This is a genomic window from Streptomyces shenzhenensis, from assembly GCF_003688995.1.
Classification (GTDB): Bacteria; Actinomycetota; Actinomycetes; order Streptomycetales; family Streptomycetaceae; genus Streptomyces; species Streptomyces shenzhenensis_A.
Genome location: NZ_PENI01000043.1, coordinates 31,462 through 46,383 on the forward strand (window position 1 = coordinate 31,462; position 14,922 = coordinate 46,383).

The following is a 14,922-nucleotide window of genomic DNA, read 5'->3' on the forward strand; positions in this document are numbered from 1 at the left end:
CAGCGGATCTGACAGTGCCGAAGCGTGGGGGAGCGTGGGGTTAGCCGCGCAAGTCCTGCTCGCCGACGTCGAGGGTGTGACACGACTCCGTACACAGGGCCGGCTGGGCCGCGTTGGCACCGGATGTCGGCGTACCCTCAGCATCCATCCCTGAGCACGCCGATTCACCCGATCTGACCTGCGGCTTTGTCGAGTCATGCCCTTGAACGGCCCACGTGTGCCCGCTACGGCGCCCATCGCCGCGACTGGAGCAGCCGTATTCCGCACCACCACTGTGGCCGGTCGACCGGGGACATACACCACAGCAGGCCAAGCCCCGCAAGCCTCCACCTCGCCGGCCGTATGCCGCCGAACTCCTGGTCGACGGCGCGGCCGTGGGCAGGGTCGGCTACATGCTGGAGGACCGCGTCAGCCCGGTCGAGGAGTTTCTCGGCACGCTGGAACGCGTCGTGGCCAGCGGCACGGTCCTCGACCCAGAGCCCGTCACCGAGCTGCTCACTCTCCGCCGCGGCACGCTGGTCGACACGCTCACCCCGCGCGAGCGCGAGGTGCTCAAGCTCAGGTGCAGGGCGTCGACAACGGCACGATCGCCACCACGCTGGTCATCACCGAACGCTCCGTGAGCAAGCGCATCGACAACGTCTTCCTCAAGCTGGCCCCCGTGGTCCGGCCAACAGCCACCGGCGCGTCCTCGCTGTTCTGGCCTACCTCAACAGCAGCTCCACCCAGCACGGTTGACCACCTGTCAGGCAGGAAGACGCGTTTCCGGCCCATCTACCCATGCAATTAAGTCAGTCGGTTGATTTAAAGGGAGTGCTCGGGATTAAGTAGGCGCGCGACTGATCGGAGGAGACGGCATGAGTCAGCCGAGCTCTGCGAAACCCCAGCAGTACCCGTTCACTCCCACCGGGGCGCTCTCGCCCCGAAGGAGTGGGCGGAACTCCGAAAGGAGCGTCCCGTGGCCCCGGTGACCTTTCCCAGCGGTGATCAGGCGATGCTCCTGACGCGGCACCGCGACGTGCTGCCGGCCGTCGGAGCCGGTGAACTGCGGTGTGAGGAGAGCATGTTGACCACTCCGTTGCGCGAAGTGCCGGTGACATGGTGAACGACACCACGGATCTGACGGAGCGCAGATCCCCTCGCGGGGCCGGGACCCGCGAGGCGATCATGGCGGCGGCCGAGCGCCTGTACGCCGAGCACGGTCTTTCGAGCGTCTCCAACCGGCAGATCGGCGAGGCCGCAGGGCAGGCCAACACCACCGTCGTCAGCTACCACTTCGGCAGCAAGGCGGCGCTGGTGCGTGCCATCATGACCAGGCACGCCGCACACGTCGACGCCATCCGCCAGCGGTACGTGGAGGACGCCGGCGGCAGCGACGACGTGCGGCAGTGGGTCCGCTGCCTGGTCCGCCCCGTGACCGAGCACCTGGACACCCTCGGTGTGCCGTCCTGGCACGCGCGGTTCGCCGTGCAGGTGCTCACCGACCCCCTGATACGAGCCCTGGTCACCGACGAGTCGCTCACCCGCGACAGCCTCTGGCAGACCCTGCTCGGCCTGGGAAGATGCCTGGAGTCCACCCTCTCCGCGGACGTGCGCCGCGAGCGCGGACACATGGCCCGCCACCTGATCACCCACACCTGCGCGGAGCACGAACGGGCCCTCGCTGACGGCACGGCCGAGCCCGGCGCCTCCTGGCCGCGCACCGCGACGGCCCTTGAGGACGCGCTGGTGGGACTGCTCACCGCCCCCACGACTCACCTCACCGGAGGCGCCGATGAAGTACCCAGCCCATGAACGGGGGCGTCCCCGCAGACGCCTCCGCCCGGCCGCGGCAGCGATGTCGCCGCCGACCAGGGTGTAGCGGGCTACACCCGCGGCTGGGGTGGCCGCTCTCTCGTCCCGCCGTCCGGCCCGCACGAAGCTGGAGGCAAGAGAACGGACCGACAGTGAGACCCGACATGAAGCACCGTTGTCACGCGTCGCCCACTGGACTCTGCTCGTCCTCGGGCTGCTGTTCGGTGCGGTCTCCGGCGAGTTCCTCGACGGAGAGCAGGCGACCGCCGCCCCCTACGGCGGCCTGGCCGTCAGCCTCCTGGCGGGCCGGCGCGTCACCCGCACCCTCCAGGCCGAGCGAGCCCTGGCAAAGAAGCCCGTGCTCTGGTTCCTGTTCAACGGCACCGCCGACGCGTACTTCCGCGTCCTCGGCGAAACCGGCCGCGATCTGACCATCAGCGTCCTGCTCGCCCTTGTCTCGCTCGGCACCGCCGGCGGTCTGGTCAACGGCCACCGGAACCTGCCGAGCCTGAGTGCCTGATCCAGCCCACCCGCCGGGTCCGGCCTCTGTCCCCCCCACCGAAACACGAGGAGAACCATGAAGATCACCGTCGAGGAAGAGAAGTGCTGCGGCGCCGGACAGTGCGTGCTGATCGCCCCTGAGGTCTTCGACCAGCGCGACGACGACGGCATCGTCATCCTGCTCGACGCCGCCCCCGCGGAGGACCAGCACGAGCAGGTCCGTGAGGCCGCCGCCGTCTGCCCCGCCGCCTGCATCCACCTGGACGACAACGCATGACTGCCGTACGAAGCGTTCTGGTCGTCGGAGCCTCGGCCGCGGGTCTGACGACGGCCGAGGCACTGCGCCGCAAGGGCTTCACCGGAACCCTGACCCTGCTCGGCGCGGAGCGCGAACTGCCCTACGACCGGCCACCGTTGTCGAAGCAAGTCCTGAGCGGGGCCTGGGAGCCGGAGCGCGCCCAGCTGCGTTCCACGCAGGCCCTGGCAGCGCTGGACGCGGAGTTCGTCCTCGGCGACCCCGCAGTCGGCTTCGACGCCGACAGCCGCGAGGTCACCACCGCGTCCGGGCGTACCCTCACCGCGGACGCCGTAGTCATCGCGACCGGTGTCACCGCTCGGACCCTGCCCGATCAGCGCGGGGTACGCGGTACCCACGTGGTCAGAAACCTGGAGGACGCCGCAGCGTTGAGGGCCGATCTGCTCTCCGCGCGTCGGGTCGTCGTCATCGGTGACGGCGTGCTGGGGGCGGAGACCGCGGCGACCGCGCGGCAGATGGGCCTGGACGTGACCCTGGTCGGGCCGCAGGCGGCACCGATGACCGAGCAGCTCGGCCCCCTGGTCGCCGGTCACCTCGCCGACCTCCATCTGCGCAACGGCGTCGAGCTGCGCGGCGGTGTACTGCTGGACGCCCTGCACACTCAGGGCGGTGCGGTCACCGGTCTGCGGCTCAGCGACGGCACGGAGCTGGAAGCGGACGTCGTGGTCACGGCGGTCGGTTGTGTTCCGGCCACGGACTGGCTGGGGAACAGCGGCCTGAACCTGGACAACGGCGTTGTCTGCGACGCCCACTGCCGGGCGGCTCCGGGCGTCTGGGCGGTGGGGGACGTGGCGCGCTGGCACCACCAAGGGCTGGGGCGCCCCGTGCGTCTGGAGAACCGGACCAACGCGTCCGAGCAGGGCCTCGTCGTCGCTGCGGACATCCTCGGCAACGGCAAGCCCTATCTGCCCGTCCCGTACTTCTGGACCGACCAGTTCGATGTCAAGCTTCAAGTCCACGGCATCGCCTCGCCCGTCGCCCAGGCAGAAGTCGTCGAGGGCGACCCCGTCGACGGGCGCTTCGTGGTCCGCCTCGAAGGCCCGCTGGGACCCGAGTGCGTCCTCGGCTGGAACATGCCCAAGCAGGCCCGTGTACAGCGCGCCGACCTGGTGGACTATTACACGCGGCCCCGGCAGCCCGTCACCCCCTGATACCGGCCGGACACGGCACTCAAGCCACCCGACCCGGCCGGGCACGGTCCGTGTCCGCCCCCGCCCCCGCCCCCTGAAGCTCCCAGGTCGGCCTGCCGTAGGCCGCAGCCGCCCCGACCCGCGCAAGCGTCTCTTTCCCCCACGTCCCGGAGGCCAATGATGACTGCACAGAGCAAGACAAGCGACACCATTCCCGCGTTCCCGCCGCCCCGTTCCGCAGTGTGCCCCTTCGCGCCGTCCCCGGAGTTGCAGGCCCTCGCTGATCACGGTCCGGTGACCAGGGTGCGTTCCTGGGGCGGTTCGACTCCGTGGGCCGTCACCGGTCACGCGGAGCAGAAGAAACTGCTGACGGACCCACGCCTCAGCGTCAACTTCGCCGCGCCCAACTTCCCCAGTCCCATCGATCCCCAGCACAGCCATGGGGGCGCCACCGATCTCAGCTTCGTCGGCATGGACGACCCGGAGCATCTCCGGCTGCGCCGCATGATCAGCGGTACCTTCACCATCAAGCGGGTCGAGGCGATGCGCCCGGCGGTGCAGCGCATCGCGGACGACTTCATCGACCGGATGCTGGCCGGCCCCAACCCCACCGACCTCGTCCAGTCCCTGGCGTTGCCGCTGCCGTCCCTGGTGATCTCCGAGATGCTCGGGGTGCCCTACGAGGACCACGAGTTCTTCCAGACGAACAGCAAGGTGCTGGTCTCCGCCACCGCGACCGGAGAAGAGCGCGGCGCGGCGCACACGGCGCTCGCCGACTATCTGAACGACCTCATCTCACAGAAGATCGCCGAGCCGGGCGACGACCTGATCTCCAAGCTCGGCGCGCAGGTGCAGTCGGGGCAACTCACCGCCCGCGAGGCCGCCACCATGGGTGTGCTGCTCTTGCTCGGCGGCCACGAGACCACCGCCAACATGATCAGCCTGGGCACCCTGACGCTACTCCAGCACCCCGAGCAGCTGGAGATGATCCGGGACGCCGAGGACCCCCAGGTCGTCGTGAACGCGGTCGAGGAGCTGCTGCGCTACCTCTCCATCGTGCACCTGGGGCGCCGTCGCACGGCGCTGGAGGACATCGAGATCGCCGGGCACACCATCCCCGCCGGTGACGGCGTCATCCTGCTCGGCGAACTGGCCAACCGGGACCCCGAAGTGTTCGCAGAACCGGACCGGCTCGACATCACCCGCAACGCCCACCTGCACCAGGCGTTCGGCGGCGGCACCCACCACTGCGTGGGCCAGCCGCTCGCGCGCCTCGAACTCCAGGTGATCTACCCGACTCTCTTCCGCCGCATCCCCACCCTCCGTGCGGCCGTCCCGCTCCAGGACGTGAAGTTCAAGTACGACGCGGTGATCTACGGCCTCCACGAGCTGCCCGTCACCTGGTAACGGCGGCCCGGAAGAACAGCGACGGCGCGATGCCACCGAAGGCATCGCGCCGTCTCGCCAGAAACAGCGGCAGAACCCGTGAAACCCTAGGTGAGCTGGAAGGTTTCCTCGATCCACCTGCGACAGATCACTTCCGCCAGCGTGTCGAGCGAGACGTCGCCGGGGCTCAGCAGCGGAAGTAGGACACCTCGCCGGTGTCACGGTGCCGCCGCGCGACCAGCACACTCGTCCCGGGCCCTTCTCGTTCCGGTTCGCGTCGGGAGCGTCGTCGGGGCGGACATCGAGCCAGGCCCAGTCGTACTCGCGGGTGCCCTTGGTGCCGTGTCCGGTCTGCCGACGCATCCATTGCCCGGGCCGCACCTTGTGGATCATTTTGCGGGCCTCTCACCGGCGTCCGATCCCGTCGATGATCTGGTAGGTGGTGGCGGTGCCAATGGTGTAGCCGAGCCCCAGCGCCCGTATGCCCCGGCGTAGTTCGCGCCCGCACTACGCCTCGTCGCCCGCGAACCAGTGGGCTTGCAGGTCGGCGGCGAACGCGTCGGTGACCATGGCCAGCGCCTGCTGCGGCTTCGTCGCGAAGGCGATCTCCTCCGGCACTCCGGCGACCTCGCGGCGTTCCCCGTCCGCAGCCCAGTCCGCCGGGAGATACCGGGCCGGATCGATGCTCACCTTCGTCGTCGCGGAGGCCGCCGCCAGGTGCACCGCCACCTGGCGCAGGCCGATGGCATCTCAGCGTGTCTGCTCGCCGTGCGGTTGCGGTTGCTGGAGAAGCACAAGCCGGTAGCTCGGGAGGCCATCGCATCGCACCCGGTGCAGATCAGATACACCCTGCCCCAGAGCGGAAACGAGCGGGTGCGCGTTCTCGTACCGCTGGTTCCCTGGGCTTGCCGTTGGGGCATCGCCGCTGCCTGACGAAGGCGCGCATCGCCGATTCGTCACACCACGGCGTTGTAGCGCGCGCGAGACTGCCCATTTGCCGGACTTGAGGCAAACTCCACTGCATGGTGAGTCTGCAGAACATCACGGCGGATGACTGGCTGTTGTGGCAGGAGATCCGTGTTGCTGCCCTGACTGATGCGCCGTATGCGTTCAAAGCCCGGCTTGCCGACTGGCACAGGGGTGGCAAGGAGCAGTGGCGTGCTCATCTTGCCATCCCCGGCGCCTTCAACGTCGTCGCGCGGCAGGGCGGTCGTCTGCCTGTCGGTATGGTCAGGGGTATCCCGGCAGATAGCGAGACGAGCGAACTCAGGTCGCTGTGGGTCAGTCCCGAGGCGCGAGGCGACGGCGTCGGAGACCGGCTGATCGAAGCAGTCACGACGTGGGCCCTGCGATCAGGCTCCACAACACTGAAGCTCGCGGTGATCCCAGGCAACGAGTCAGCCATCGCCCTCTACCGACGCAACGGGTTCATCGTGACCGAAGAGCTTGGGGACCTGTTGCCCGACGGCGTAACCAGGGAGCAGGTGATGGCCAAGAGACTTCGCTGACCCTCAACGCCGTCATTTCTCGGGTTCTGGCTCACTTTCCGTGGATCGCCACGCTGAGTGACGTTCATCGGGCGGGCGGGCCTTCAGGAAGCTGCCCGAAAGTGATCCGTCCCCAGTGCGGTATGGCTGACAGCTCGGCCCGTGGACGAAGTGGTGCTTCGGCTGGAGGATTTACCTGTTCCCGTCGATCTCGGACGTGACTGTGCTGTCCGTCGACGTGACCGATGAGGTGGTACGCATTGAGGCCCGGAGCATGGTGGTGAGGTCCGATTGCCCTGGCCGCGGGAGCTGGTCGCGACGGATTCACAGATCCTGCCTGCGATTTCCCGTTGATGTGCTCAGTGGGGGCAGGCGGGTCGTTGTCTGTTGACGAGTCCGCCAGTTCCTCTGTCCGGTCATCTTGTGTGGGCGCCGGACTTTCGCCGAACAGATGCCGGTGCTGACCCGTTGATACGACCGGCGGACCGAGCGCCTGCGGTCGACGCTGGCCGCGGTCGGCCTCGCGCTCGCCGGTCGAGCCGGGGCCCGCATGGCGAGAGTCTTCGGTGTGTCTATCAGCCGCAGTACGGTGCTGAGGCTCATCAAAGCCTTGCCCGACCCGGAAGTTCCGGCCCCGCGCGTGGTTGGCGTCGATGAGTACGCGACCCGCAAAGGCCGTACGGGACCGTCCTGGTCGATGGCGAAAGCCGTAGGCCGGTGGATCTGTTGCCTGACCGGGAAGCCTCCGGTCTGGCCGCTTGGCTTGTGAAGCGGCCCACGGTGGAGGTGGTACGCCGCGATCGGGCACCCTTCTTCGCCGAAGGCGCCACTGCCGGGGCGCCCCAGGCGGTGCAGGTGGCGGACAGGTGGCGCCTCTGGCGCAACCTGGGCGAAGCCGCCGAGCGTTGTGTCGCGGACCACTGCGGGTGCCTGAGGGCGCTGGCGCCAGGTCCAGCCCAGCCTGCCCCCGAGCTGGAGAAGTTCGAAGACCCCCCGCCTCGCCGTGGCCGACCGGACATCGATTCGCCGACCGCACCCGCGCCAAGCACGCGACCATTCACGAACTGCTGGCCGCCGGACATAGCCGGAGGGCGAGCGGCCGGCAGCTCCGCATGACCTCCCGTACCGTCAAGCTCTTCGCCGACGCAGCCACCCTGGAGGACCTCTTCCGCGGGCAATGGCAAGGCCGACCGTCCAAGCTCGACGCGTTCAAGCCCTACCCGGACTACCGCTGGAACAGGGCTGCACCAACGCATGGAAGGTGTGGGAGGAGATTGTGCCGCTCGGCTATCAGGGCAGCTGCCAGCGGGGGGTCGCGCCTACTTCCGGGAGAAGCGGACCTCTCCAAGTCCCGATTACAGCGCAACCGCCGTCACCCCGGGTCGTCGCCAAATGGACCCTCCGGCGACCTGAGACTCTCCCGGAGATCGACCACCTTCGGTTCAAGGCCGTCCTGGCCCACTGCCCCGGACTCGACGCCCTCACCGGTCACGTCCGGTCCTTCGCCCAGATGCTCACCGAGCGCCAGGGCGAACGGCTGCCACAGTGGCTCGACGCCGTCCGGCGAGACGACCTCCGCAGTCTCCGCGCCCTCGCCGCGGGCGTCGAACGGGACCGGGATGCCGTCATCGCCGGCCTCACCCTGCCCTGGAATTCCGGCGTCATCGAAGGACACGTCAACCGGATCAAGATGCTCAAGCGCCAGATGTTCGGCCGGGCCGGCTTCGCTCTCCGGCGGAAGAGGGTTCTTCTGGCCAACTGACCACAGCCACCCATAGGGTGACGGGGACGAAAGAAGAGCACAATGGATCCCCGCATACCCCGCTTGCGTCGCAAGCTGGCCGCGATCCCTTTCCAACCGCTGCGCAGCCACTCCTTCGGGGAAGAGCAGCACAAGTTCTGCCTCGGTCCGAAGCTGGCGGAGGCACGAGTCGCTGCGTTCGAGGCCGAACGCGACATCGTCCTGCCCGACGCCTATCGGCAGTTCCTCACGCACATCGGCGGCTCAGGCGCGGCACCGTTCTACGGCCTTATACCGCTGGAGCGGTGTTCCCTGCTGGTCATGAATCCGCGCGGAGAACCGGGGACACCCCGCGGCTTCGAGGGCACAGCACCCGGGGCAAGCGAACGCGACCTCTTCCTCCACGTCATCGAGATGGGCTGCACCGACGTATGCGTCATCGCGGTGACCGGTCCCCTCACCGGCCGCGTCCTCATTGGTAACAGCGACGGCTATTGGGGCCCCAACGTCTCCTCCGCCACTGACTTCCTCGACTGGTACGAACGCTGGCTCAACCACATGAGCGCCGGACGCGATAACCGCGCCCTGGAGCTCACCTCACCTCGACTTCGTGCCCATCCAAACCGCCATCGCATGACTCCGAAGATCTAACTCTCCGTAACAGCTACACGGAATGTGAGCCAGAACCCGAAGTCGTGAACATCCGGCGCGGGCACTGCCTCCCGAACTGCCGCTGAAACGCTGCTCTGCGACGTGAACAGAGCCATCAGACATGGTGGGCTTCTGCGCAGGCCGGCTGTTGAGGTGTCAACGGGGGAGTGGCGGTACTTCGTGGGGTGTGAGTATGAGTACATCGTCCGGCCCGGGAGGGTTGGGAGTCGTCGTGACCCAGAACTCCGTCGAGCCGCCCGTCGAGCGGGTGAATCCCGAGAGGCGGTGCGAGATTGTGCCGGTCGGGCGGCGTGCAGTCGGCTCCTGTGCCGGAAAGAAGGTGATGCATCAACCATTCGTGCTGAGGTCCGCTCGGCGGTGTCCATCGTCACCCCTCCCGGTCGGCTTCGGCTTGACGATCAGGGGTTGGCTGACAGAGGCGTTCGATGAGGATCTGCCAGCTGTCGGCCAGGCGTGCGATGTGGCGGGTGTTGTCGGCCCGTGGGGGCATGGGCAGGTAGAGCAGGATGGGGCCTTCGAGCGCGCCGGTCAGGTGCAGGGCGAGGCTGTCGACGTCCGGGGCGTCGACCCCGGCCTGCCCAAGAAGCATGCGGAGATGGGTCTGGGACAAGGTCGACTCCCCGGCGAGAAGCTGATACCGCGGGCGGCGACGGGCCGACCGCGTGTGTCGGACCGGCAGGTCATCAACGGGACGGTCGATAAGATCCGGACCGGGATCTCTCGGCGCTACCTGCCGGAACGCTACGGCCCGTGGAAGACGGTGTACACCCGTTTCCGCCGCTACGCCCTGGACGGCGTGTTCACCCGGGCCCTGCAGCAGATCCACGCCATCGGCCGAAAAGGGGGATCACCAGGCCGGGCGAACCGGATGAGCACGCCCTCGGCCGATCCCGAGGAGGCCCGACCAGCAAAATCCATCTCGCCTGCGACGGCCGTGGGCGACCCCTCGCGATCCTGCTGACACCAGGCCAACGCCACGACAGTGTCTGCGCACGCCCCCTTCCGGAACGCATCAGCGTCCCCCGCGCCTACCGGCGCCGACGCGGCATCGCGCACATCATCCCCGAAAAGGCCGACCAGCAGCGGCACCGACGCAACCGTGGACAGCGCTGCGGTCGACCGCCGGAGTTCGACCGGGAGACCTAGCGCCGACGCTGCCGACGCAACGCCGTCGAACGCTGCTTCAACCGGCTCAAGGGCTTTCGCGGCATCGCCACGAGATACGAGAAGACCGCCACTTCCTACGAAGCGGCGGTCACACTCGCGTCATCCCTGCCCTGGGCAAGATCCGTTTGAAGACGGACCCCAGCACGCCGTCGACCAGGCGCGAGCCCGGCGGACGCTGCCCGCAGAAACTGCCGGCGGCGCTGCCTACGGCCGCCCGGCCGGATCGCGGGGGCCGGGCAGTTCCGCCCCGGGAATGACCAGGTCCGCCCGGTCACGGGTGCCCGCGACGAGATCCGCGTTGCGCTGGTCGGTGCCCAGGACCCAGGCGACCGCCGTGTCGTGCGGCTTGCCGAACTCCTCGTGACGTGCGACGAGTCGGCGGATCCTGTCCTCCTCGTCCGGCTCGCAGAACCACACCTCGTCCAGCTCCGGACGGACGCGCGTCCAGGAACCGGTCTCCAGCAGAAGGTAGTTGCCCTCGGTCACGATCAGGCGGGCCGTCGGTGGCACGGGGATGGCGCCGGCGATCGGCTGTTCCAGCTCGCGCTCGAAACCCGGCGCGTACACCACCTCGCCGGTCTCCTCGCGCAGCCGTCGCAGCAGCGCCGCGTACCCGGCCGCGTCGAAGGTGTCCGGGGCGCCCTTGCGGTCGCGGCGGCCCAGCCGGTCCAGTTCGACGTCGGCGAGGTGGAAGCCGTCCATCGGGACATGAGCGACCCAGGGCGGTCCGCCCCCGTTGAGCTCGCGCACCAGGTGTTCGGCGAGGGTCGTCTTGCCCGCGCCGGGGCTGCCGGTGATACCGAGGATCGCCCGGCGGCCGGGGCTGGCCAGGGACTCGGCCCGCCGCAGGAGGTCGTCGACGGTCATCCGCGGACGCCGCTCACTGCCAGGTGCTGGGCGATGAAACCGCGCGCGTGACGGGCGAGGTCCTCGCCGTCGGACCAGAGGTTGCGCCAGATGGCCAGATCGCCCGACAGACCCGGTGCCACCACTGCCGAGGAGAAGGACTCGAAGGTGATCGGGCCGCGGTAGCCGATGTCGGCGAGCGCGTGGAAGAAGGCCGTGAAGTCCAGATGGCCGGAGCCGAGGTAGCCGCGGTGGTTCTCGCCGATGTGGACGTAGCCGAGGCGGTCGCCCGCCTCGCGCACGGGCCGGACCAGGTCGTCCTCCTCGATGTTCATGTGGTACGTGTCCAGGTGGATCAGGATGTTGTCCTCGCCGATGTCGTCGGCGAGGGCGAGCGCGTCGCGGGCGGTGTTGACGACGTTCGTCTCGTACCGGTTGCAGACTTCCAGGCCGAGCGTCATGCCGAGCCCGCGGGCCTCCTGCGCGAGCCGCCTGAGGACGGAGACGACGTTGGCGCGGCCCGCGCTGCTCAGCGGGGCGCCGTACTTGCCGAGCGCGCTGTAGAGGGCGCCGGTGAAGTGCGTACCGCCCAGGCCGTGCGTGACGGCGAGCGAGTCGTGCAGCAGCTTCTCGCCGCGCTCGACGACGGCCGGGTCGGCGCTGGAGACGTCGGCGTCGAAGGCGAGACCCCGCGAGCACGCGACCTTCAGGCCCGCGTCGGCGATCTCCTTGCGGGCCGCGCTCACGTCGAGGTTGACGGAGTCGTGCAGCGACAGCTCCAGCAGGTCGAACCCGGCGGCCCTGGTGCGCTCGACGGCGTGGCTCACCGAGGCCGGCGAGGTGTCGCCCACCCAGACGAGGGCGTGCACGCCGATCGGGTTCGGGGCGGAGGTCGCTACGGTCTTCGCGGCGGTCATGGAACGGAACTCCTCAGTCAATGCGGGCTCCCGTGATGAGGGAGACGATCTCGTCGCCGGTGGTCTCGGCGGTACGCCGGCCGCCTACGCAGCGGCCGGCGCGCATCACCCACACCTGGTCGCTGAGCCGCATGACCTGGGCGAAGTTGTGGCTGATGAGCAGCACGGTGTGGCCGTCGTCGCGCAGCTTGAGGATCAGGTCCTCGACCTTCGCGGTCTCCTGGACGCCGAGGGCGGCCGTGGGCTCGTCCATGATGACGAGCCGCGAACTGAAGCCCGCCGCACGGCAGATGGCGACGGCCTGACGCTGTCCGCCGGACAGTCGGCGTACGCGGGAGTCGACCGCGGGCACGTTGACCGCGAGGGCGGACACCATCTCCTTGGCCCGCTTCTGCATGGCCCGCCGGTCCAGCAGGGCGAGGGGGCCGAAGCGGCGCACCAGCTCCCGGTTCAGAAACAGGTTCTGCCAGACCGCGAGGTCCTCGACCAGCGCGAGGTTCTGGTGCACGGTCTCGATGCCTGCCTCGCGGGCGTCCTCGGGCGAGTGGAAGTCGACAGGCGCGCCGTCGAAGAGGATGCGCCCGCTGTCGGGACGGTGGACGCCGGAGATGCAGCGCACCAGGGTGGACTTGCCGGCGCCGTTGTCGCCCACGAGCGCGGTGATCTCGCCGGGCCGCAGGGTGAGGGACACCTCGGCGAGGGCTCGTACGCTGCCGAAGGACAGCGAGACGTCCTCGCAGGCGATGAGGGGTTCGGCCACGGCGGCCGGCCCGTCGGAGGGCAGGGGGTGGGTCATCGCTGGAACCTCGTGAGGAAGGCCGCAAGCACCACGACGATGCCGACGGACAGCGGCTGGTAGAACTGCGAGACGCCGAGCAGAGTCAGCCCGTTGACCAGTGCCGTCAGCAGCAGCGCTCCGATCACCGGGCCGATGATCGTGGCCCGCCCGCCGAAGAGACTGACCCCGCCGAGCACCACCGCCGCCACGGAGTTGAGCAGGAACGAGGTGTTGGCGGCGGGCTCCGCGGCGCCGACCCGGGCCACCAGGAGGATGGAGCCGAGCCCGGCCAGCACACCGGAGATCACATACACCGCGATCTTGATGCGGGCCGTGCTGATGCCCATCGCGGACGCCGACTCCGGTGCGCCACCGGTGGCGAGCACATGCGTGCCGAACCTGGTGTGGAACAGCACCACATGCGCCGCGATGGCGACACCCGCGGCGATCAGGAACGTCCAGCCCAGCACTCCGAGACCGCCGGTGGACAGCTTCAGCAGCGAGGCGTCGACGACGGTCACGGGCTTGCCGTCGGCCAGGATGAGGGCGAGTCCGGACGCCGCCGACAGCGCGCCGAGCGTGACGATGAAGTCGGTGATCTTCCCGCGCGCCACGATGAGCCCGTTGGCCACGCCCACGGCGGCCGAGGCCGCCACCGCCAGCAGACACGCCGGGCCGAGCCCCCAGCCGGCCTGGTACGCCTGGCCGAAGGCGACCGCCCCCAGCGTCATCGCCGACGCGATCGACAGGTCGATGCCGGCGGTCGCGATCACAAACGTCTGGCCGACGGCCAGAATGATCAGAATCGCCGCCGCCACGAGCATCGACTGGATGTTCCCGACGCTCAGGAACGTCGAGTTGGCGCTCTGAAAGACGATCACCAGCACGACGAGTCCGACCAGCGCGGCCCAGTCGGCCCAGAAGCCGACGTCGCGCAGGCGCGCCGACCAGGCCCGGTGGTCCGGCCCTCGCTCAGGAGCCGCGAGTGTTGCGTCAGTCATGGGTTCCGTTCTTCCGTTCTTCCGTTCTTTGGGCGGCACGGTTGCCGGGTCACTTGCCGAGCGACGTGAACGGGTCGTCATAGCTGCCGAAGGGCTTCGGAGTGCTGGCCAGCGCCTTGTCCGCGTCGGCCTTGGTGACGAGCTCCACGGGCGCCTTGACGTTCTTGGGCAGGGTCTTGCCCTTGGCCGCCGCCTGGCAGGCCTCCACGCCCATCTGCCCGATGGCGTACGGGTACTGGGCCACCGTCGCGTCGAGAGTGCCGGACCTGACGGCCTCCAGCGCGTCCTTGACGCCGTCGACGCTGATGACCTTGACCTTGCCCGTCTTGCCCGCGTTGGCGATGGCCCGCGCGACACCGAGGCCCATGTCGTCGTTGGCGACGAAGAAGCCCTTGAGGCCCGGGTGTGCGCGCATCACGTCGGTGGCGGCGGTCAGTGCGGTCTGGCGGTCCCAGTCGGCCGCGACGGTCTGTACGACCTTCAGGTCCGACCCGATGCCCTGCTTGAAGCCGTCGACGCGGGCGCCGCTGGTGACGTCACCGGCGATGCCGCCGATCACGGCTACGTCACCGCCCTGCGGCAGCAGCTTCACCATCTGCGCGCCGGCCATCTTTCCGGCGTCCACGTTGTCCGTGCCGATGTACGTCGCGGGCGTCGCGTTCGCCGCCTCGGCGGCCTTCGCGTCGATCGGGTTGTCGATGTTGACGATCGTCTTCTTCGCCATGGCGACCTTGGCCAGCCCCTGCACCAGGTTCGTGGCGGAGATCGGGTTCACGATGAAGCAGCCGTACGACTGTCCGGAGAGACCGGCGAGCTTGTCCGCCTGGCCCGTGGTGTCCGTGATCGAGTTGGCGGCCTGGACCTTGACCGAGACGTCGCCGGACTTCGCCTGGGCGTTGATGCCCTGTTCCATGCTCTGGAAGAAGGGGTTGTCCAGCCCCTTGATCACCGCGGCGTACTGGGTGCTGCCTTCCGCCCCCGAGCCCGACGAGTCACCGGAACCGCAGGCGCTCAGTGCCAGCGCCCCCGTGACGGCCAGGACGATCCCGGTGACGGCGGTGCGGCTGCCGGAGGTGTGCCTTCCGGATGCTCTGACCACTTTGGTCCGGTTCCTCACGGCTTTGTGAAGTATGTGCATGGGGGTGTCCCTTTCCCGCTGGATGCGGGAGACGGTACGGCTCGTTAT

16 protein-coding genes and 3 pseudogenes are annotated in these 14,922 nt (G+C 68.9%); 13 read left to right on the plus strand and 6 right to left on the minus strand.

Going from position 1 to position 14,922, the window contains the following annotated elements; all coding sequences use genetic code 11:
• Positions 1-341 precede the first annotated feature (341 nt).
• The 7 genes and pseudogenes from CTZ28_RS49055 to CTZ28_RS40730 form a co-directional block, all read left to right on the plus strand.
• Positions 342-738, plus strand: a pseudogene (locus CTZ28_RS49055) (response regulator transcription factor); the annotation flags it as partial.
• A 220-nt stretch (positions 739-958) separates the two neighbouring features.
• The gene (locus CTZ28_RS47490) at positions 959-1,105 is read left to right on the plus strand and encodes a hypothetical protein (protein ID WP_183154841.1); all 147 of its coding nucleotides are present in this window, start codon (positions 959-961) and stop codon (positions 1,103-1,105) included.
• Positions 1,099-1,794, plus strand: coding sequence for a TetR/AcrR family transcriptional regulator (locus tag CTZ28_RS40710; RefSeq protein ID WP_121894803.1), 696 nt, complete (start codon positions 1,099-1,101; stop codon positions 1,792-1,794). The genes CTZ28_RS47490 and CTZ28_RS40710 overlap by 7 nt, the downstream gene beginning before the upstream one ends.
• 175 nt (positions 1,795-1,969) lie before the next feature.
• The gene (locus CTZ28_RS40715) at positions 1,970-2,314 is read left to right on the plus strand and encodes a hypothetical protein (RefSeq protein WP_121894804.1); all 345 of its coding nucleotides are present in this window, start codon (positions 1,970-1,972) and stop codon (positions 2,312-2,314) included.
• Between the two features lie 57 nt (positions 2,315-2,371).
• Entirely contained in the window at positions 2,372-2,572 is a 201-nt protein-coding gene (locus tag CTZ28_RS40720; protein ID WP_121894805.1) for a ferredoxin, read from the plus strand.
• Positions 2,569-3,762 (plus strand): NAD(P)/FAD-dependent oxidoreductase, encoded by a 1,194-nt coding sequence (locus CTZ28_RS40725; protein WP_121894806.1) that lies wholly within the window; start codon positions 2,569-2,571, stop codon positions 3,760-3,762. The genes CTZ28_RS40720 and CTZ28_RS40725 overlap by 4 nt, the downstream gene beginning before the upstream one ends.
• 159 nt (positions 3,763-3,921) lie before the next feature.
• Positions 3,922-5,148 (plus strand): cytochrome P450, encoded by a 1,227-nt coding sequence (locus tag CTZ28_RS40730; RefSeq protein WP_121894837.1) that lies wholly within the window; start codon positions 3,922-3,924, stop codon positions 5,146-5,148.
• A gap of 92 nt (positions 5,149-5,240) precedes the next feature.
• Here the strand turns inward: CTZ28_RS40730 and CTZ28_RS50065 are convergent.
• Positions 5,241-5,871 (minus strand): annotated as a pseudogene (locus tag CTZ28_RS50065) (transposase); the annotation flags it as partial.
• Positions 5,872-5,895: 24 nt separating this feature from the next.
• On the opposite strand from CTZ28_RS50065, the gene CTZ28_RS49810 reads away from it, so the two are divergent.
• The 6 genes and pseudogenes from CTZ28_RS49810 to CTZ28_RS49820 all read left to right on the plus strand — a co-directional run bounded on the left by CTZ28_RS49810 (position 5,896) and on the right by CTZ28_RS49820 (position 10,323).
• Positions 5,896-6,060, plus strand: coding sequence for a winged helix-turn-helix transcriptional regulator (locus CTZ28_RS49810; RefSeq protein WP_472926680.1), 165 nt, complete (start codon positions 5,896-5,898; stop codon positions 6,058-6,060).
• Positions 6,061-6,149: 89 nt separating this feature from the next.
• Positions 6,150-6,635, plus strand: a complete 486-nt coding sequence (locus CTZ28_RS40740) for a GNAT family N-acetyltransferase (protein ID WP_121894808.1) — start codon at positions 6,150-6,152, stop codon at positions 6,633-6,635.
• Positions 6,636-7,331: 696 nt separating this feature from the next.
• On the plus strand, positions 7,332-7,730 hold the full coding sequence (locus tag CTZ28_RS40745) for a hypothetical protein (RefSeq protein ID WP_183154844.1): 399 nt from the start codon (positions 7,332-7,334) through the stop codon (positions 7,728-7,730).
• A gap of 61 nt (positions 7,731-7,791) precedes the next feature.
• Positions 7,792-8,376, plus strand: coding sequence for a transposase (locus CTZ28_RS49815; protein WP_121894810.1), 585 nt, complete (start codon positions 7,792-7,794; stop codon positions 8,374-8,376).
• A 42-nt stretch (positions 8,377-8,418) separates the two neighbouring features.
• Complete coding sequence (locus tag CTZ28_RS40755; RefSeq protein WP_121894811.1) at positions 8,419-9,006, plus strand: SMI1/KNR4 family protein; 588 nt, start codon at positions 8,419-8,421, stop codon at positions 9,004-9,006.
• 622 nt (positions 9,007-9,628) lie between these two features.
• Positions 9,629-10,323: pseudogene (locus CTZ28_RS49820) on the plus strand (IS5 family transposase).
• 75 nt (positions 10,324-10,398) lie between these two features.
• Here the strand turns inward: CTZ28_RS49820 and CTZ28_RS40770 are convergent.
• From CTZ28_RS40770 to CTZ28_RS40790, 5 genes are read right to left on the minus strand one after another with little or no spacing between them, the layout of a single operon-like run.
• Positions 10,399-11,061: a nucleoside/nucleotide kinase family protein gene (locus CTZ28_RS40770; RefSeq protein ID WP_121894813.1), complete on the minus strand. Its 663-nt coding sequence runs from the start codon at positions 11,059-11,061 to the stop codon at positions 10,399-10,401.
• Positions 11,058-11,957 (minus strand): sugar phosphate isomerase/epimerase family protein, encoded by a 900-nt coding sequence (locus CTZ28_RS40775; RefSeq protein ID WP_121894814.1) that lies wholly within the window; start codon positions 11,955-11,957, stop codon positions 11,058-11,060. The genes CTZ28_RS40770 and CTZ28_RS40775 overlap by 4 nt, the downstream gene beginning before the upstream one ends.
• Positions 11,958-11,970: 13 nt before the next feature.
• Positions 11,971-12,753, minus strand: a complete 783-nt coding sequence (locus CTZ28_RS40780) for an ATP-binding cassette domain-containing protein (RefSeq protein ID WP_121894815.1) — start codon at positions 12,751-12,753, stop codon at positions 11,971-11,973.
• Positions 12,750-13,736 carry an ABC transporter permease gene (locus tag CTZ28_RS40785; RefSeq protein WP_121894816.1) on the minus strand — a complete coding sequence of 329 codons (987 nt, stop codon included), beginning with the start codon at positions 13,734-13,736 and terminating at the stop codon, positions 12,750-12,752. Before CTZ28_RS40785 ends, CTZ28_RS40780 begins: the two co-directional genes overlap by 4 nt.
• Positions 13,737-13,785: 49 nt before the next feature.
• Positions 13,786-14,835: a sugar ABC transporter substrate-binding protein gene (locus CTZ28_RS40790; RefSeq protein ID WP_259472045.1), complete on the minus strand. Its 1,050-nt coding sequence runs from the start codon at positions 14,833-14,835 to the stop codon at positions 13,786-13,788.
• Between the last annotated feature and the right edge of the window lie 87 nt (positions 14,836-14,922).

Bases quoted from the DNA above. Each gene is read 5' to 3' on its own strand.
- CTZ28_RS40710 (WP_121894803.1), top strand. From the start codon at position 1,099: ATGGTGAACGACACCACGGATCTGACGGAGCGCAGATCCCCTCGCGGG.
- CTZ28_RS40720 (WP_121894805.1), top strand. From the start codon at position 2,372: ATGAAGATCACCGTCGAGGAAGAGAAGTGCTGCGGCGCCGGACAGTGC.
- CTZ28_RS40725 (WP_121894806.1), top strand. From the start codon at position 2,569: ATGACTGCCGTACGAAGCGTTCTGGTCGTCGGAGCCTCGGCCGCGGGT.
- CTZ28_RS40730 (WP_121894837.1), top strand. From the start codon at position 3,922: ATGACTGCACAGAGCAAGACAAGCGACACCATTCCCGCGTTCCCGCCG.
- CTZ28_RS40740 (WP_121894808.1), top strand. From the start codon at position 6,150: ATGGTGAGTCTGCAGAACATCACGGCGGATGACTGGCTGTTGTGGCAG.
- CTZ28_RS49815 (WP_121894810.1), top strand. From the start codon at position 7,792: ATGGCAAGGCCGACCGTCCAAGCTCGACGCGTTCAAGCCCTACCCGGA.
- CTZ28_RS40755 (WP_121894811.1), top strand. From the start codon at position 8,419: ATGGATCCCCGCATACCCCGCTTGCGTCGCAAGCTGGCCGCGATCCCT.
- CTZ28_RS40770 (WP_121894813.1), bottom strand. From the start codon at position 11,061: ATGACCGTCGACGACCTCCTGCGGCGGGCCGAGTCCCTGGCCAGCCCC.
- CTZ28_RS40775 (WP_121894814.1), bottom strand. From the start codon at position 11,957: ATGACCGCCGCGAAGACCGTAGCGACCTCCGCCCCGAACCCGATCGGC.
- CTZ28_RS40780 (WP_121894815.1), bottom strand. From the start codon at position 12,753: ATGACCCACCCCCTGCCCTCCGACGGGCCGGCCGCCGTGGCCGAACCC.
- CTZ28_RS40785 (WP_121894816.1), bottom strand. From the start codon at position 13,736: ATGACTGACGCAACACTCGCGGCTCCTGAGCGAGGGCCGGACCACCGG.